At 48.9% G+C, this 18048-nt stretch carries 14 protein-coding genes and 1 other annotated feature; of the genes, 2 read left to right on the top strand and 12 right to left on the bottom strand.

Translation table 11 applies throughout. The features are described from left to right. Positions 1-95: 95 nt before the first annotated feature. The 4 genes from MKX74_RS12850 to MKX74_RS12835 all read right to left on the bottom strand — a co-directional run bounded on the left by MKX74_RS12850 (position 96) and on the right by MKX74_RS12835 (position 6511). Complete coding sequence (locus tag MKX74_RS12850) at positions 96-998, bottom strand: carbohydrate ABC transporter permease (protein ID WP_018884579.1); 903 nt, start codon at positions 996-998, stop codon at positions 96-98. 40 nt (positions 999-1038) lie between these two features. Continuing rightward, positions 1039-2001 carry an ABC transporter permease gene (locus MKX74_RS12845; RefSeq protein ID WP_025680985.1) on the bottom strand — a complete coding sequence of 321 codons (963 nt, stop codon included), beginning with the start codon at positions 1999-2001 and terminating at the stop codon, positions 1039-1041. 47 nt (positions 2002-2048) lie between these two features. Further along, positions 2049-3662 carry an ABC transporter substrate-binding protein gene (locus tag MKX74_RS12840; protein ID WP_341178632.1) on the bottom strand — a complete coding sequence of 538 codons (1614 nt, stop codon included), beginning with the start codon at positions 3660-3662 and terminating at the stop codon, positions 2049-2051. 233 nt (positions 3663-3895) lie between these two features. Then, positions 3896-6511, bottom strand: coding sequence for a beta-L-arabinofuranosidase domain-containing protein (locus tag MKX74_RS12835; protein ID WP_341178631.1), 2616 nt, complete (start codon positions 6509-6511; stop codon positions 3896-3898). Positions 6512-6747: 236 nt separating this feature from the next. On the opposite strand from MKX74_RS12835, the gene MKX74_RS12830 reads away from it, so the two are divergent. Further along, positions 6748-7602: a helix-turn-helix transcriptional regulator gene (locus MKX74_RS12830; RefSeq protein WP_025680988.1), complete on the top strand. Its 855-nt coding sequence runs from the start codon at positions 6748-6750 to the stop codon at positions 7600-7602. A gap of 262 nt (positions 7603-7864) precedes the next feature. Here MKX74_RS12830 and tyrS read toward each other — a convergent pair whose 3' ends face one another. The 6 genes from tyrS to MKX74_RS12800 all read right to left on the bottom strand — a co-directional run bounded on the left by tyrS (position 7865) and on the right by MKX74_RS12800 (position 15519). Further along, positions 7865-9124, bottom strand: a complete 1260-nt coding sequence (gene tyrS / locus MKX74_RS12825) for a tyrosine--tRNA ligase (RefSeq protein WP_341178630.1) — start codon at positions 9122-9124, stop codon at positions 7865-7867. Between the two features lie 159 nt (positions 9125-9283). Further along, positions 9284-9524 (bottom strand) — a binding site (T-box leader). A gap of 75 nt (positions 9525-9599) precedes the next feature. Continuing rightward, positions 9600-11672: a serine hydrolase domain-containing protein gene (locus MKX74_RS12820; protein WP_341178629.1), complete on the bottom strand. Its 2073-nt coding sequence runs from the start codon at positions 11670-11672 to the stop codon at positions 9600-9602. 141 nt (positions 11673-11813) lie between these two features. Then, positions 11814-13103 carry a GHKL domain-containing protein gene (locus MKX74_RS12815; RefSeq protein WP_341178628.1) on the bottom strand — a complete coding sequence of 430 codons (1290 nt, stop codon included), beginning with the start codon at positions 13101-13103 and terminating at the stop codon, positions 11814-11816. Beyond that, positions 13100-13843: a LytR/AlgR family response regulator transcription factor gene (locus MKX74_RS12810; protein ID WP_341178627.1), complete on the bottom strand. Its 744-nt coding sequence runs from the start codon at positions 13841-13843 to the stop codon at positions 13100-13102. The genes MKX74_RS12815 and MKX74_RS12810 overlap by 4 nt, the downstream gene beginning before the upstream one ends. Before the next feature lie 193 nt (positions 13844-14036). Next, positions 14037-15089 carry a threonine aldolase family protein gene (locus tag MKX74_RS12805; RefSeq protein WP_025681001.1) on the bottom strand — a complete coding sequence of 351 codons (1053 nt, stop codon included), beginning with the start codon at positions 15087-15089 and terminating at the stop codon, positions 14037-14039. A 7-nt stretch (positions 15090-15096) separates the two neighbouring features. After that, entirely contained in the window at positions 15097-15519 is a 423-nt protein-coding gene (locus MKX74_RS12800) for a MarR family winged helix-turn-helix transcriptional regulator (RefSeq protein ID WP_341180572.1), read from the bottom strand. A 346-nt stretch (positions 15520-15865) separates the two neighbouring features. On the opposite strand from MKX74_RS12800, the gene MKX74_RS12795 reads away from it, so the two are divergent. Next, positions 15866-16237 (top strand): VOC family protein, encoded by a 372-nt coding sequence (locus tag MKX74_RS12795; protein ID WP_341178626.1) that lies wholly within the window; start codon positions 15866-15868, stop codon positions 16235-16237. 240 nt (positions 16238-16477) lie between these two features. On the opposite strand, the gene MKX74_RS12790 is transcribed toward MKX74_RS12795, so the two are convergent. Then, the gene (locus MKX74_RS12790) at positions 16478-17245 is read right to left on the bottom strand and encodes an ATP-binding cassette domain-containing protein (RefSeq protein WP_025681004.1); all 768 of its coding nucleotides are present in this window, start codon (positions 17243-17245) and stop codon (positions 16478-16480) included. Further along, positions 17242-18042 carry an ABC transporter ATP-binding protein gene (locus tag MKX74_RS12785; protein WP_025681005.1) on the bottom strand — a complete coding sequence of 267 codons (801 nt, stop codon included), beginning with the start codon at positions 18040-18042 and terminating at the stop codon, positions 17242-17244. The genes MKX74_RS12790 and MKX74_RS12785 overlap by 4 nt, the downstream gene beginning before the upstream one ends. Between the last annotated feature and the right edge of the window lie 6 nt (positions 18043-18048).

Here is an 18048-nt window from a genome sequence, read left to right as displayed (position 1 = left end):
GGCTACTCGGTAACGAGCTACTCTGCAATGAGCTACTCCGTATTTAAATTGTGGATGTTTATGCTAGACGTACTATGCTGTCTTAATCCACGTCCTCAACCTTTGACGGAACCAATCATAACCCCCTTCTCAAAGTATTTCTGAATGAATGGATAGACAATAAGTATTGGCAGAGTAGAAACAATAATCACAGCATATTTCACCTGATCCGCATATTGCTGGGCATATCCCCCTGCTGAACCGCCAGCTCCTGCACCAGAAGCAAAAACCTGATTGGATAGCAGGATATCCCGCAATACAATCTGAAGCGGCTGCAAATGATTGCTCTGGATATAAATGAGCCCGGTAAAGAAATCATTCCAATGGGCTACTAGGTAAAAAAGGGCTACTACCGAGACCACCGCCTTGGAGAGCGGAAGTGCAATCTGCGCGAAGAATTTGAAATGACTACAGCCATCCATCTGCGCTGCCTCGAACAGCTCCTTCGGTAATGAATGCTCAAAGAAGGAACGTGTGATGATCAGATTGTAGACGTTCACTGAGAACGGGACAATGAACACCCACATCGTATTGGTCAGATGAAGCTCCTTCATCAACAGGTACGTGGGAATCAGGCCACCATTGAAGAACATCGTAATTACAAAAGCAAACATGATCCATCTTCTGGCCCGGAATTCCGGTCTGGAGAGCACATAAGCCGCAGGGAGCGTGAACAGCAGATTGACAAAGGTGCCAAGCGTTGTATAGATAATCGTGTTCTTGTACCCCGTCCAGATGCGTGTGTCCTGGAAAATCTCCTGATAGCCGAAAAAGCTGATATTGCGCGGTAGCCACGTCACCTGCCCGGTCGATACTAGAGTAGAATCACTAATCGACGCGATGATTACAAAATAGATGGGATAAGCCACGATCAGAAATACCAACAGAGACAATATCACAACAGCCGCATCAAATGCATAATCCGAGAGCGGTCGTTCTCTTAGCCGAATCTGGTTCAAGGTGATCTCCTCCCTTTGCCCGAGTGATGCCGCTTATCATTTACCATAGACTGATATTGGAGAATTTCTTGGCGATGAGATTCATGGCATATAGGAAGAAAAAGTTGATCAGTGTATTGAAGAGCCCGATCGCCGCCGAATAGCTGAATTGGTTGCTGACAATACCGATCTTGTATACATAAGTTGCTATGACCTCAGAGACTGGGAGATTCAGCGGATTCTGCATCAGAAACACCTTCTCGAAGCCAGTACCAAGCACATTGCCCATGCTGAGAATGAACAAAATAATAATTGTCGGCACCAGTGCGGGAAGCTCTACATAACGGATCAGGTGCCAGCGACTGGCACCGTCGATCTTGGCCGCATCGTATAGCTGCGGATCAATCGTGGACAAGGCTGCAAAGTATATAATGCTGTTCCAGCCGGCATGCTGCCAGATGTCCGACATGACATAGATCGGGACGAAGGCCTCCGTCGAGCCGAGCAGGTTCGTACCACCAAGACCGATTGCACTGAGTACATGGCCGATGACCCCTGAATTCGGCGACAGCAGGACGTTCAGCAAGCCCACCATGACTACTATTGAAATAAAATGTGGAAGGTACACCGTCGTCTGCAGCGTCTTCTTGGCACGTTTCCAGCGAATCTGATGAACAAGCAGTGCCAGAATAATCGGCGCTGGGAAGCTGAAGATAATGGTAGCCAGACTGATGACGATCGTATTTTTCATCAAATCCATGAACATATAGTTGTTGAAGAACTGCTCGAAGTAATAAAAGCCCCGCCACTCACCGCCAGTAAGCCCTTGTGTGAAGTTATAATCCCGAAAAGCTAGCTGGATGCCGTACATGGGAATGTAATTGAATACGAAGATGACGATAATCGCAGGCAACACCATGATCCACAGCTGATAGTCTCTTGTAACCGTATTCAGGAATGTGCGCTTGGGTACCTCTGTTGCACGGGAGAGCTTCTTATCCGATTTGGATGCCTGACTAATCATAAGATACCTCCATTCAGCACGAATTGTAGGCGGGAACGATCCTCAGGTTATTGCTTACTCTTATACTCATCGTAGTATCGCTGCATGATCTCCAGATTGGCCACCAGCCCGGTCCGCTGAGCATCTGCCACATACGCATCCCATTGCTCCTCAACGCCGCCCTTCGTAATCCACTCCGACCATTTGGCAATAGCCATACTGATGAATGACGTATTATTAAGTGCCATCATGCTATTATCCTGAGGTGCGTACTTCAGAAATACGCCAGGCATCACATCATTGTCCAGATCAATCGCATCAAGGGCCGGCTTGAGCGGCTCGGTCTGCTTGCCTACCGATTGCATATCTGTGCCAAGCGTCAGCTTCAGATCGTCCGCAATATACATAGGGCCATTGTCTGCCCAGGTCGAGGTCCATTTCCAGGTACCCGGGTCCATGGCGCTGTCCTCTGGCGGGAGTATAGTATAAGAACCGTCGCCGTTATCCTGAATGTTCGTGCCAAGAGATCCGAACAGTACCTGCATGCTCACCTTGGGATCATATAGCTCATTGATGAAACGCATGGCCGCCTCTTTACTCGCTGAAGTAGCTGACATCTGAACGGTGTTCACTCCGTAGTTCAGAGAATTGTAATCATAGCTCCACGACATCGGAGCCGTCGAATCGGATGACACCTTGAGTGGCGCCAGTGACGTATATTGCGGGCTGACCGCATTGCCGAATCGGTCTGATACCTCCCACCCAAAGGTATATCCTACCTTGGCGGTATCTCCCGAGCCACGGGCCACGGATTGATATTTGGTATAATCCTGCGTGAACACCTCGGGGTTAATCAAGCCCTCGCTGTACAGCTTATGAAGGAACTGCACCAGCTCCTTGTATCGTTCGTCGATGAAGAAATTTTTGACTTGGCCATCCTCCATGAAGTATCCCATGCCGCCGTTATCTGTCAGAGTGATTCCCTGACTTCCGAGTAACACGATCGGCATGAACGCTCCGAAGCCTGTTTTTCCAGTCGGTGCAAAGTCCATCGGAATCTCATCATTCGGATCACCGTTCCCATTCGCATCCTGTTCCTTGAAAGCCTTCAGCACGGTATGCAGCTCATCCCATGTGGTCGGTGCCTCCAGTCCCAGACGATCCAGCCACTCCTGGTTGATGAACTGTCGGGTTGTTGTCTCAGGCCAGTAGCGTTGATATTTGGGGAGTCCGTAGATTTTGCCATCCACCTGTGTAGCAAGCGCCTTCGTCTCGGGCTTGGCCTCGAACATAGCTTGGACATTCGGGGCATGAGCCTCAATCAGACCAGTCAAATCCTCGAAGAGACCTTGGAATTGGGCGAAATCAGCATCTGTAATGGAGTTCACACCAACGATGAGATCGGGGATGTCGCCACTGGCGAGCAGCGCCCCCTTCTTCTGATCCCAATCTGCTGATATCTCCTGCCATTCAATTTCTACACCAGCCCGTGCCTCCGCCTCCTTCAGCCATTCCATCTTATCGAGCTGCTGCGTAAGCGGGTGCTTAATCATAATTGCCTTCAGCTTCACCTTCCCATCCGGCGTGAGCTGTGGCTCAGCCGACTCCTGGCCCCCGCCGCAAGCAGACAGTAACATGCTGGTCATACATACTACTAGCAAGACGATGAACATTTTTCGCATAAGCTACTCCTCCATTGCTGTAAAATGTACACAGTAAAGATTGAACTGAAGATGCTGAGGATTCGAGTGCTTGCAACTGCGGTGAACATTTGGAGCTCCGGCCGCTGTTGTCTCCAGATTTCTTCCATGTAAACGGCTTTTGGTCGTGGAAATCCAGAGACAAAGGCGGTCGCTATCGCTCCTCCACTTCCAAACGTCCCCTCCGTTGCCCACCCTTCCTCAATAATACAGGTTCAATTTATATACGGTTCTTGCTGAATGGTTATTCGGTAGCTTCTTTCTGAATTAAAATCCTCCGCCACGACTCTGACGACCAGCTCTTGCTGTTCACCAGTTAGCTTCACAGCTCGCACCGCAGACTCATCGATTAGAGTGCCATCGACATAGATTAGTGCATGATCATTCTGTGGTACAAAGCTTGCTTGCAACGCCTTAACATTAGCTCCAATGGTCAAGGTATAGTCATTAAGCTCAGGTGCGAAGGCTGGAGATAGTGTTCCTTCATTAAATATTAGCTGCTGCAGAGCTGCCTCAGCGTCAAAGGCTCTCATCGTTCGTAAAATATGATAAATGCTGATCTCTGTGTCAGAAGCTGCGAAGGTAACTTTCACATGCTGCGACGCTAATCCTTGCTGTTCCAGTCCATCCTTCGTCATACTGAGATGATCTGGCAGGAGATACCTCTTCTCCGTCAAAGTGCGAGTGTTGGTTCGCGGAATGTGCTCCCGCAACCAGAAGTGATCATTCAACCGGATCTCCAGCTCTTGAGATGTATGGGCAGTATAATACAATACCGTTAAATAATTAGGCTGCTGCGGCTCTACTCGCATCATGTAGCTGAACCAGCCACCTGGATCAGCTTTGCGCAAGCTGTAGCCGTCCCAGGTTCCTGCGGAGGTACGATCCCCCTGCACCTGATGCTCAAGCTCATGCTGATCATTTCCCACAGGGAGGCTATCAACGGTCGCCTTCACCATGCGGCGCTCAGCCTTGCTACGCTTGATATGCTGCTGCAATTCCGTTGAATCCGGCTGCACCAGATACCAATAAATGCCGTATCGCTCCCGATGCTGCAGATAGTGCGGGGTAAATACGAGACGGTCATCGTCATCGGTATGACGCAATCTGAAGGACAACGCCTCCTTCTCCTGCACCAAGTGCTCCGGCAAGCGTGCAAGCCACTCGTCAGGCGTCATGCCAGCTTCCAAAGTGATGAAATCCTTCATTGGCATATGCCGGGTCGGAACGCTCACCATAACTCCAGTCGCGGAGGTGCTTAGATCTTCTTGTCCCAGCGCTGCACTGAGCACTACCGGACCATAGCGAAAACCAACCGCATGCTGCGCATCAGGCAACGCTTCATAAGTAATGCTCATCGGCAGCCTGATGCGCACCTTATCGCCATCGGTCCAGTTCCGCTTCAGCGTTAGCCAGCCCTCACGAGGTGTTAACATCACGTTCTCTCCGTTTACCTCCAGCTCCACAGGTGCAGTACTCCAGTACGGTACCCGCACATGAATGGAGCATTCGGCCTGATGCCCCTCCTGAGCCTGAATCTGCAACGTGATCTGATCCGAGATTGGTACCCGTGCATCTACATGCACCTTCAGCCCTTCCGTCTCCCAGTCCACTGTCGAGCTCATGAACTGTGTAATGTATAACGCATGCTCGCCTTCATAATACAGGCTGTCGTTCAGCTTCGTGAAGCTCTCCATTCCCGTCCCTGTACAGCACCAGAAATGCTCGAATTCAGAGCTGTATACCTTGAAATATCCTGTGGCCATTGGCTGAAAATACATCGTCATGCCCGTCTCAGGATGCTGAGAGGATAGAATAGCATTACGGAACGTATTCTCGTAAAAATCAGCATACTTCATATCGCCCGTCAGCTTGAACAGCTCCCGGCTCAGCTTAAGCATGTTGTAGCTATTGCAGGTCTCACAGGTGAAAGGCGAACGCTTCCCATCCAGTTGATCCGGTTCACCGAAATGCTCCCACTCACTATTGCCACCAGTCATATAGCTATGATGCTCCACGACCATATCCCAGAAGCGTACGCTAGCCTCCAGATAGAAGCTCTCTCCTGTAAGCTGGTAGCGATGCAATGCACCGAGGAACTTGGGTATCGTCGTATTGGCATGCTTCCCCTGCAGAATATCCCGTCCCTGCTGTACTGGGTGGAATAAAGTCAGTTCATCAAAACGGTGAGCTGCTTCCATATGGGACGTCTTGGCGGTGATGCGGTACAGGTGGTACAGTGCATCATTCATCCCTCCGTATTCTACAGCCAGCACTCTATTATGAATCTCTTCTGTCCAGCCCAATGCCCGATTAGCAACCCAATCGCCTAGCCGATCAGCCAAGCGGTATGCAACCATATTCTGGGTAGCGTGATAAACTGACACAATTCCTGCTATAATCTTATGCATAGTGTACCAAGGTACCCATGCAGGCTTTCCATTCTCTACATGATCGAATAACATTTCAGGAAATGCAGAAATGTATCCGTTTTCAAATTGACATACCTCTAACTCTTCCACGATATACACGAGCCGCTCATGCAGGTCAGTATCTTGTGTCGTGCAATAGGCTTGTGCGACTGCCGTTAAATAATGTCCTAGCGTATGGCCGCGAATCTCTGTGCTTTCCCAGCCAGGATAAGGCTCAGCCTTGGGTGAAAGCCCCCTGTTCGTTCGAAATGAGGACAATAAGCGATCTGGCTCATAGCGACGTAAGTAAGCCAGCTCTTTATCAAAAGCGTTGATACAATATTCATCCTGCAGCCGAACCTGAGCCAGCCGAAGGTCCTTGAGAGGGACGTCTAACAGCGTCTGCTGGACGTTTGCCATAAGCGCTCCACACTCCTGTCATCTTTCTCATGCGTCTTACAGATCTCCCCGTCGGGTGACGTAAGGTTCATTCGATAGTACAGCATAGTCATTTGCCATGGCTTGTCGTCTGACCAGACTCATGCTTACGATATTGTGTTCAGCCGGCTTAGATCTAGATTAGCGTGATTTGCAGCCTGAATAAATAGGGCAACGTTCGAATTAGTGGCAAAAGGTTAGAAAGGATGGTGAAGCAGATGTACAGCTACGAGGTCAATATTCAATCTCCGGTGCACATGACAATGACGGGGAAATTCTCTGCTCCCACCGCAGCTTGGCAGCATATGGAGCGTGATCTCACCGATTATGAACTGATTATCATGACTCAGGGCTGTCTGTATCTGGAGCTCAATGAGGAGCGGTTCGCTGTCGAGCGTGGGGAGTATTTGTTCATGCCACCGTATATGCGCCAGCGAGGCTTCAAGCCTTCAGATTGCAGCTTTTACTGGCTACACTTCTCACCGAATCATGGCATGATCCGAACAGATCAGCCCTTGCACTCCCTTTCCTCCAGAAAAGAGGCTACCATTACACTTCCGCAGCATGGCACTCTCAGAGACCCTGAGAGACTGATCGTCATGATGAAGCAGCTGCAGGATTCCATAAGAAGCTACAACGAGCAGACCCTAAGCAACTATATGTCTACGGTGATTCTTTGTTCCCTTTACAATCAGCTGCTGCAGCAGGCCCCTGTGGCAGACGGGTCCAAGCAGACACAGCTGTACAATGATATTCTCGACTACATCAAGTGGAATTGGCACGAAAATATGAAGGTGTCCCAGATCGCCCAGCATTTCGGCTACAACGAGAAATACTTGTCACATCTGTTCACCACCATGGGAGGAGTCTCACTTAAGCAGTACATTTTGCAGCAGAAGATGGAGGCTGCCAAGTTCCTGCTTACGGATACCAACAATAATATCGGCGAAATAGCAGCTCAACTGGGGTATAAAGATGCACATCACTTCATGAAGTATTTCAAGAAGATCGTCGGCCTGACACCTACCGACTTCCGCAATGCCTATGCCAAGCGATTACTCTATTATGAGTGATGATAGAACACAGATATGCTAGTGATTCATGGCTAACAGGAAAGACGTTATGGGCATCACGTGACAAAGAGACCAATAAGCAAAAAGGACTGAAAGTCAGATCACTGCTCTCAGTCCTTCTACTATTCAATTCTGGAATGCATTTTATATGATCTTACTTCACACGTACTCGGCTTCTCGATCTTTTTCAGCTTTCGAACTTTCGAACTTCTGAATTCTCAAGCTCTTCAAAGTTTCATTGATTAGCCTAGCTTCACCAGAATTAGCCCAGCTTTACCAAACTGTAGCTCTTCTTGCCTTTACGCACGATAATGAAGCGGCCACCGATCGCTTGCTCGGCTGTAATCTCCACGGCAATATCATTTACCCGTTCGCCATTAATGGAGATCGCTCCCTTGGTAATGTCCTCACGTGCCTGGCGTTTGGAAGGCTCGATGCCAAGGTCCACCAGCCAGTCAACGATATTCTTAGCGTCTTTGGACACCTCATAGGTAGGCATTTCCTTGAAGCCCTGTTCAATTTCATCCGCTGTCAGGGACCGAATATCACCGCTGAACAATGCAGCCGTAATTCGCTTGGCTTGCTCCAGCATCTCTTCTCCATGCACGAAGCGAGTCATTTCCTCAGCCAGCATCTTCTGCGCCTCGCGCTTATGTGGCTCCGTCTCGACCTTCTGCGCCAGCTCATCAATCTGCTCCTTCTCCAGGAAGGTGAAGTACTTCAGGTATTTGACGACATCCCGATCATCTGAGTTCGCCCAAAATTGGTAGAATTCATATGGTGTCGTCTTCTTCGGATCAAGCCATACTGCTCCACCAGCTGTTTTGCCGAACTTCGTACCATCTGCCTTCAGCATCAGCGGGATCGTCAGGCCGAATGCCTTGGCTTCGGCTCCTTCTTTCTTACGGATGAAATCCAGACCACTCGTAATATTTCCCCACTGGTCCGATCCACCAATCTGCAGCTGTACATCCTCATTTCTGAACAGATGCAGGTAGTCCAGCGATTGCAGAATCTGGTACGAGAATTCCGTGAAGGAAATACCGCTATCCAGTCGGCTGGACACGACATCCTTGGCCAGCATCGTGTTGATGCTGAAATTCTTGCCGTAGTCTCGCAGGAATTCAATCACATTGATCTTGTGCGTCCAATCATAGTTGTTCACCAGACGGATCTGGTTGTCGCCTTCCGTCACGAACAGCTTCTTCATCTGTGCCGTGAGAGCGTCGACGTTAGCCTGGACCTGCTCCAAGGTCTGCAGAGAGCGCTCTGTCTGACGACCACTCGGGTCCCCGATTGTACCTGTCGCGCCGCCGATCAGAATAACAGGACGATGGCCTGCAAGCTGGAAGCGCTTGAGTACCATGAACGGAATCAAGTGACCAATATGCATACTGTCGCCAGTCGGGTCTATTCCACAATATACGGAGACGGCTTTCTCATTCGCCAGGGCTCTTAGCCCTTCTGCATCCGTCTGCTGGTTGATGGCATCGCGCCATTCAAGTTCATCAATAATATTCATGACCTCATCCACTCCTTCAAATTGTCACGTTCACTTATAACGAGTCCCCTCGCTGGTGTAAGGCATATTGTCCTAACAGCCCGAGAGAGTTGCTGCTGATGTACACAGCTTGCAGCATTTGTTGAAAGACAAAAAAATCGTCCCTACGTCTATTACAGACATAGGGACGATTATATAACCGTGTTACCACCCTGATTGCATCCAGCACATGACGGTGGTCTAGCTTACCGCATGGTCCAGGATACCACTCTTCTGCGAGTTAACGTTCGCAGCGTCCGCCCAGGGTTAACCGGGATACTCCAGAGTGTAATTCGCGTGCTTCATGTGTACCGGGTCTCATCTACCCCCGGCTTTCTGGAACAGGGATCAAGCAGCTACTGGGCTCTTTCAACGCATATCGTGTATAAGATTACAGACAGTATAAGTGAAACGGCGAACCAATGTCAACCAATGCGCATGTATGAAAATTGCGTACTCATTTGTCTTTCAGCTCAATCTCAAATGTGCTACCTGGATTCCCGCCAAACACAATCATTCCTTTGGCAGGAAGCTGAACTGTAGGATGGTCACTGATGACGGAGGAATGAAGCATAAGTCCCTGCTCATCATAGACAACAAAGTCTCCGCCTTGTGCTGCATTAACTGTCAGGACGCGACCTGCTGTTGCATCGCCCAGCTTGAACCACTGTGCATATCCAGAAGCCGGAATCGTCACTGTCGACGCACCATCAGATTTCAATGTATCTATGGCATCTTCACGGATGTAACGATGCCCCCTCATGTCCATATATTCCGTCTGGCCCTGCTGTGAGAAGCGAAGGTGATACGTATCTCTGCCTATCATGACCGGAATCTCGAGGATATTCAGTGCCTGATTCGCATCCACAATCTTGGTGCCATTAGCATAACCGTCAGCAACAATCAGCTTCTGGGTAGTAATTTCTGGACTCAGGAAAAATACAGAGTTGATCTTCTCGTCCAGCACATAATAGGTCTTACCGTTACGCTCATTCCATACGCTCTGATCCGAAGTATTCACTGGATTGGACGGCAGCTTTTGCGCCTCAAAATAGGACATGACCGTCTGGCCGATCGCACCAAAATCCAATGTTCCGTTCACTTGCAAATACTCGTTGCCATTGCTGGCGCGCTCGAAGCTGATACTGACTTTGCCATCAGGGCTCGTGAATTGCTTCTCTCCTGTATAGACATAGGTCGCTGCAGGGATTAATCCGTCCATCAAGGCTGGCAACGTAACCTCCCCATCCTTTACGAGAATTTCCAGCGTCGTTCCCATTGTTCCGTACAACCCGGAGTGTGAAGACATTTCAGCAGGCATGGCTTCTTTCACAGGCGCTGCGAGATTCGCGTTATCAGCACTAGTGATTGTGGCCTCTTCCTCGACCTTGATCTTTCCTTTCTCCTTCAGCACCTCCATCAAGACACTGGAAGCGAATATATTGTTATAAAAAGATGATCCTCCTGAGGTAACAACAGCCATCGACAGCTGCTCCTCAGGCAATGTAATCAATACGGAATGGTACAGAACGGTATCTCCACCCTTGGATAGCGCCGTAATACCGTAATCACTGAATGGCGCAAGCCGCACAGCATCCCAGCCAAGACCATAGTTAAAAGTGTTACGTTCCTCGCTTACCCATGCTCCTCTGCGATACTCTGGATATTGCATCGCAGCTGCCGCCTGCTTGGATAGTATATCGGGTCTATTTCCGATCAGCACTTCAGCGAATTTCGTTAGCTCCTCGGCCGTAGAGTATAGGCCGCCGGTACCGAGTACATTCGTGCTCTCAATGGGAAGTTCTTCATCCACACCGGGGAGACCTGTTCTCGCCAGTCGTTCCCGATCGAAAGCATTCAGCGGTGTTTTGGTAGCACTCAAGTTAAGCGGCTTACTAATGTGAGTATCCAGGAATTGTGTATAACTCATACCACTTACCCGCTCCACCATAATTTCCAGCAGCTGAAATGAATCATTGCTGTAGACCGAGAATTCACCAGGATCGGATTTTAGATCTTCTGTTTTCAGTTGTGTCAGTAGCTTGTCATGTGCATACGTATCCGTATCATCGAACAATATTGAATTTTTGTAATGCATGCCATGCAGACCGGATGAATGATTAAGCAGCATCCGTGGAGTGATGCGCTTGTAGCGTTCATCTGCCATACTGAACTCTGGAATGTAGGTGGTGAGCGGTTCATCCAATTGGATCTGACCCGAATCCACGAGCATCATGGTTGCAGCAGAGACGTACATTTTGCTGACAGAGCCGATGCCAAACATCGTGTCCGGTTCAATCTTCACCAGTTCACCCTCTGCCCCTTTACCGAACCCTTCTGATAGTGTATTCGAGCCATGATCCATAATGGCATACTGTACACCTTGCACACCATAGTTCGCAATGAGCTCCTCTGCCAGGTCGCGGGCCACCTTTTGTATGCGATCATTGCTCTCCTGAGCGGTAATTACAGGGCCTACGGGCATGGTGAATAACAGGATTGCCATCAGTGCCAAACCGAATTTCTTCATCCTTACTCCTCCTTTTCTGATCTATGCTTTTTACATGCATCCATCATATGTCAGAGTACTAAGCCTGGAACAAATTTAACCTTGAAATGACGTAAAGAATCCCTGAACAGCATCCTGTCCAGGGATTTTTTTGTATTACAACTATGGAAATGGAATAAAAACCATATTATTAAAGGTTCTCTGTTCACTCTCGATTGTCATATTCCCACCGTAATGCTCACAAATACGCGCGATGTTCGTCAGGCCAATCCCATGGAATTCTGTATCGGGCTTTTGACTAATCAGGTCAGGCGCTGGTTGCTCCATTTGATTGCGGATGTGGATCATCAAGGCCGACGTAGTCGAATGAATTTTGATCACCATGTGGCGATCCTCTGCTAATCGGATACGTTTGGATGCCTCAATGGCATTATCCAGCATATTACCGAGCACGACACACAGATCATAACGTTCAATGGGCAGTTCATGCTCATGAAGATGAAGCCTGGTATCGATCCGGATCCCGTTCGCTTGCCCAATCTGGAGGGTATTCGTGACTAATGCATCAATAACGAGATTGCCAGTGTTCACACGCTGATAGGCATCCTCAATTTTATGTAAAGTAGTACGAATATGCGCCTGAGCCTCCGCTGGCTGATTGCGTTTCAGACATTCCTCTATATACAAAAAGTGTTGATTCGTATCATGGATAATTCGCTTGATATTCTTGAAGCTATGAACAGTCTTCTCATAGTTCGCATCCTGATAATCCATCTGCTGTTGTAGCTGGTCGTTCTCATGGAGCAACTGGAACTTCTCGATAATATTATCGAACAGGTACACAATCATGACGTTCAGGAACAAGAGCCCACATACGGATATCAGATAATATACATTTTTCTCGCTGTTGGAGGATAGGACATTAACCTGAAAGATACTGATTAACGGTACGCTCAAAAATAACAAATAGTAGCGATTGTGTAGTGGCAGGCTCCGGCGCCTCGCCATCCAGCGTATTATCCCAATGACTGCAAACATGATAATGCAGCTCAGCAGCAACGTAATTCCACTAGTTAACAGTACATATTGCCCCTGAAAATCAGGATAGCTGGAGTACTTCATATCCATCGCTGGATACAGAACATAAAGTGTACCCATATGCACAAGCGTGATAAGGACACTATACAGGATGGAGAACAGAACTTTTAGCTTCATCTCGACACGGTATGCCCCGGACAGACTAAATATAACAATTAAAGCCATCAGGGAAGCGACAATAGACGGCAGATCAATTTGCAGATACAGCATGTCGAGCAGCACAAATATAGCACAATAGATGAATCTGGTCGGCTTACGCGCAGCTTTTCCGAAAACCGAGTCATAATACAGATTTAGCTGGAAACACATGACAAGTGCAACACACAGATGAAGCAGCAGGTAGTATCCGTTCATACATCCATACTCATAACCATGAATTTGGTGTAGGCATCCTTGACTTCCTTGAGCTTGGATCTGCCGATCGGAAGCTCTGCTCCATTTGTCATCAGCACTCTTCCGCTTGTGAATTTCCTGACATGGGACAGATTAATGATAATGGACCGATGGATCTGCAGAAAATGATGCTCTTTTAGAGCAGCTGCATAATTGGATATCAATCCTCTGCTCTCATGGCTATCTTCCGTGGTGACAAATTGCAGCTGGCCTTTGATCGTCAGGCTCGCCACGGCTTCAATGGAGATGATGTCGTCATGCTTCAGCACCAGCTCCTCGGATGCGGACTTGATGACCAGAAGCCGATGATCCATTCTCTGAAGATAGTGGCACAGCTTAAGCATTTTCTCTTCAAAGACCTCTGTCTCGACTGGCTTGAGAATATATTGAAAGGTCACAACGTCGAAGCTCTCCAGCATGTATTCAGCATAGCTCGTCAGGAATACGATCTGCTCATCGCGTCTCCCGAGCTCCCGAATGGCCCGAGCTGTATCTATCCCACTCAGTCCTGACATTTCAATATCCAGAATGAGAATATGGAATGAGGCATCTCGCTGTTGATAGCGCTCCAGGAGCTGCTCCCCCGAGCTGAACTCCTCAATTGCGAACTCCACGCCCGACTTGACAGACAGGCCCACTAGCATGGTCTTGACCCGCTCCCTTTGTCTTTCTTCATCATCACAGATGGCTATACTATACATGAATGTCTTCCTCACTTCCTGAAGCTGTCTATCTTCAACAGTATACAATGATTGGGCCGTGTCATCCTCCATAAAATTCCTTCACACACTCTCCAGCGGTGGAAATGGAACGCCAACAGCCGCAAAGTTAACGGTAGATGTTGACCGTTAACTTTGCGGCTGTAAGGTCCATTTTAACACGATTTATGTCCATTTAGCCTGCGAGACTCTGTGTATACTGCCGAATATCCCGGATCAGTTGCTCGACATGCTCTTGTCTCGTTGCCCAGCTCGTGCAGAAGCGCACAGCACTATGCGTCTCATTGACCTTCTCCCAGAATGAGAAGCTGTATCGATCCCGCAAGGAGTCCAGCAGATGGTTAGGCAGAATCGGGAATTGCTGATTCGTTGGAGAGGCATAACGGAAGGCGATGCCCTCCGCCTTGAGCGCATCCTGGATCATCATGGCCATCTCCACAGCGTGTCTAGAAATATCTAGGTACAATCCGTCCTCGAACAGCGTCTCGAACTGGATGCCGAGTAGCCTTCCCTTGGCAAGTAGTCCGCCTTTTTGCTTGATGAGGTACCGGAAATCGCGCTTCAATTCTTCTTTCAGGATGACGACAGCTTCGCCCAGCAGCGCGCCTATCTTGGTGCCACCAATGTAGAAGACATCACAAAGACGAGCCAGATCGGCAAGCGTCATATCGCAATCACGGGCAGCCAGCGCATAACCGAGACGTGCACCATCAATAAATAGCGGAAGCGCATGCTCACGACACACTTGATACAGAGCCTCCAGCTCAGCCTTGCTGTAGACGGTCCCATTCTCGGATGGCTGTGAGATGTAGACCATTCCTGGTTGTACGCAATGCTCAGCAGTCGCATCATTAGCATGTGCCTCATACAGCTCCCGCACCTGCTCTGCCGTTATCTTTCCATCATCGCTCGGCAACGTAAGCACCTTATGCCCAGTCGCTTCAATGGCACCCGTCTCGTGAACCGCGATGTGGCCCGAAGCGGCAGCAATGACTCCCTGATGAGGACGTAGAATGGAGGAAATGACCGTTAAATTCGTCTGTGTTCCCCCCACCAGGAAATGAACATCTGCCTCCTCACGCTCACAGGCCTGACGTATGTAGCTCCTTGCCAATGCACAGTGCTCATCTGTCCCGTAGCCACTCGTCTGCTCCCCGTTCGTCTCTACAAGACGTGTCATAATACGCTCATGTGCTCCCTCTGTATAGTCACACTCAAATCTAATCATCGTATGCTCACTTCTCCCTCTTATCCAGCTTCTCCTGTATTTTCATTATGGAGGCATGTATCTCTCTAATATCTTCATCACTTAATCCGCGCATCAGGAGCAGGATCTGTTCGTCGGATCGCTCGTTCAGTTCGTGATAGAGATCTAATCCCTTCGGTGACAATCTCAACAGACTCACGCGACTATCAGCATCAGAATTTTGCTTGATGAGATATCCAAGCTTGCACAGCTTGGTGACGATCCGGCTCATATAGCTTCGATCAATCGTGAGCGCATCGACAAGGCTGTTCGCAATACACTCACCTTGAATGCCAATCTCAATAATGACCCGTGCCTCTGCCCAGGAATGTCCTGTGCCCAGAATGTGTCTGTCCATGACTCCAAGCGTATTGGTGTAATAGCGGTTGAAGCGTCTGATGTCTGCGATCATGTCCCTGCTGATCTGACCAGCGTCGATGATGATCCCCTCCGTTCTTTTTGTGGACTTAGTCAACTAATAGTTTAGATAGATAATGTGGACGTTGTCAACAATAATTCATCTGAAAATATATCTAGCACCTTCCGCCATCAGGACTGCTCTGCGATATCAGGCTATGAAATGCTATTAGTGAAGATTACATGATATAATCACGAGGAGGACAAGCTAAATGAAAACGTCTGATGCTTGACTGGCATGTTCCTTGCAACTTGCTATACTTATACTAGAACAAGCATGCAGAAGCTATTGTTAGCACAGACCAGAACTGCAGATCATTTTAACGGGAGTGATGGAATCCATGATTCACAAGCTAGGTCAAATTATGTTGTATGTGAATAATCAGGATCAAGCCGTACAATTCTGGACAACCAAGCTGGGTTTCAATGTAGTATCAGAGGAACAAATGGGTGAGATGAGATGGATCGAGGTTGCTCCGTCAGACTCAGGCACCAGCATTGTGCTTCATAACAAAGCGCTTGTAGCCAAGATGTCCCCAGAATTGCATTTGGGCACTCCTTCCCTCATGTTCTATTCCGACAATCTGGAGGAGCTCTATAGTAGCCTGTCCACTCAGGGAGTCACCGTTGGAGAAATGGTCGAAATGCCCACTGGCAAAGTTTTTAACTTTGCAGATGACGAGGGCAATTATTTTGCAGTCATGGAGAAATAATAGCTTGAGGCACATTCAGACTTGAACTAAGGCTAAGGCTGATGCGCTAATAGGCTTCGCTCCGCGGTTCTGCCGCCCTAAGCCTTAATGACACATACTCCTGGCTACTTGGACAGTAGGAGTACACGTAATCGGAGAGCATCTCAATCCTACCGCGCAAATACATGAAAAAGACTCCGAGCCCATGTTACTGGTTCGGAGTTCTTCTACTTTGATGTTTGTATCGTGAATAGGCCGTACTTAATAAATAGAAATCAATGACTTGGTATACTCGTGTCTTCCCTCGTAAAACAACTGCTCCCGCTCGAATTGATCCACCAGCTGTCCTTCATGCATAACCATAATGCGATGGCTCAGCTGGTGAACGGCTGCAAGATCATGCGAAATGAACAAATACGATAAGCCTAATGCTTCCTGTAGCTCCTGCAATAACTTGAGCACAGCTCCCTGCGAGAGTACGTCCAGACTAGCTGTTGGCTCGTCCAGCACGATCAGGTCAGGCTCAATACTGATTGCTCTTGCGATCGTCACCCGTTGACGCTGACCACCGCTCAGCTCATGCGGATAACGATCAGCCAATGAGGCAGGCAGCTCTACTGCTTCCATCAGCTCATGAATGAAAGCCTTACGAGAGGTGCATGCAAAATGAGACAGCTCCAGCTCATGCTGGTATTGCTCATAGGGATCAAGCAGAGACTCTCGGATTCGCAGCCTCGGATTCAACGCTGCGCTTGGGTTCTGCAGCACCATTTGCATATTTTTGCGATAAGGACGCAGCTCTCGTTCAGATAAGCGCTCAATCGCTTTTCCACGAAAGCGGATTGTTCCTTCCGTAACAGGCTCAATACGCATCAGGCAACGGGCGAGTGTACTCTTGCCACAGCCACTTTCCCCGACCAGTCCGAGACATTCCCCCCGGCTCAATCCGAAAGATACAGCGTCGATTGCGAGCTTGCCACTGGCATACCTTTTGCTTAATTCTTCTACAGACAGCAAGATGTCTGTCATCGTGCCACCTCCTGTGCTTCTGGAACAGGGACCACAGGCGCTCCCAACATGGGGGCAGCAGCGATAAGCTGCTTTGTATATTCATGACGTGGATGGCTCAGCATCTGCTCTCTCCGCCCGGATTCTACGATTGTGCCATCCAGCATCACCGCAATCCGGTCGGCATAACGTCTGACAAGCCGCCAATCATGAGTGATGAACAGAATGGCACAGCCTGTCACCTGCTGCCGCTGCCGCAACAGCTCAAGAATGCGATGACCTGTCATGCTATCCAGGGCCGTCGTCACCTCGTCCGCAATCAGCACATCTGGGGAAAACAATAAGGCCAGCGCAATCGAGATACGCTGCAATTGTCCACCACTTAATTGAAATGGATACCGCTGCGCCATGTCAGCCTCCAGCCCAACCGAGGCTAGCGCTTCTTCAGTCCGCCTGCGGCATTCCGTTGTTGTCACCTTGTCATGAGTTCGTATGTACTCCATAAAGTGCTGCCCAATGGTGCGAAATGGTGTGAAGGAGCCTTGATAATCCTGAAAAATGTAAGCCAATCTGCGGCCTCGGATGTGCTGCAGGCTTTTCAGGGACATAGACAGCAGTTCCTGATCATCCAGTAGAATCTTTCCTTCTGCATGCAGTGTGGGAGGCAGCAGTTGACCAGCGGCTTGGGACAGCAGACTTTTCCCGCTACCACTCTGACCGACCAGTGCATACCACTCCCCTGGACGAATCGTCAGTGACACCTTATGCAGCAGCATTCGCGAGCTACTCTGTACGGTGACCTCTTGGAATGATAGCAATTGAAA

Source organism: Paenibacillus sp. FSL K6-1230, assembly GCF_038002385.1.
Classification (GTDB): Bacteria; Bacillota; Bacilli; order Paenibacillales; family Paenibacillaceae; genus Paenibacillus; species Paenibacillus massiliensis.
Note: the sequence above shows the minus strand (reverse complement) of the source record. Positions and strands in the feature narration are given on the sequence as shown.

Coding starts and splice junctions, on each gene's coding strand:
- MKX74_RS12805 (WP_025681001.1), bottom strand. CDS start 15,089: ATGATTAGATTTGAGTGTGACTATACAGAGGGAGCACATGAGCGTATT.
- tyrS (WP_341178630.1), bottom strand. CDS start 9,124: ATGAATATTATTGATGAACTTGAATGGCGCGATGCCATCAACCAGCAG.
- MKX74_RS12820 (WP_341178629.1), bottom strand. CDS start 11,672: ATGAAGAAATTCGGTTTGGCACTGATGGCAATCCTGTTATTCACCATG.
- MKX74_RS12840 (WP_341178632.1), bottom strand. CDS start 3,662: ATGCGAAAAATGTTCATCGTCTTGCTAGTAGTATGTATGACCAGCATG.
- MKX74_RS12815 (WP_341178628.1), bottom strand. CDS start 13,103: ATGAACGGATACTACCTGCTGCTTCATCTGTGTGTTGCACTTGTCATG.
- MKX74_RS12830 (WP_025680988.1), top strand. CDS start 6,748: ATGTACAGCTACGAGGTCAATATTCAATCTCCGGTGCACATGACAATG.
- MKX74_RS12845 (WP_025680985.1), bottom strand. CDS start 2,001: ATGATTAGTCAGGCATCCAAATCGGATAAGAAGCTCTCCCGTGCAACA.
- MKX74_RS12800 (WP_341180572.1), bottom strand. CDS start 15,519: ATGATCGCAGACATCAGACGCTTCAACCGCTATTACACCAATACGCTT.
- MKX74_RS12835 (WP_341178631.1), bottom strand. CDS start 6,511: ATGGCAAACGTCCAGCAGACGCTGTTAGACGTCCCTCTCAAGGACCTT.
- MKX74_RS12810 (WP_341178627.1), bottom strand. CDS start 13,843: ATGTATAGTATAGCCATCTGTGATGATGAAGAAAGACAAAGGGAGCGG.
- MKX74_RS12795 (WP_341178626.1), top strand. CDS start 15,866: ATGATTCACAAGCTAGGTCAAATTATGTTGTATGTGAATAATCAGGAT.
- MKX74_RS12790 (WP_025681004.1), bottom strand. CDS start 17,245: ATGACAGACATCTTGCTGTCTGTAGAAGAATTAAGCAAAAGGTATGCC.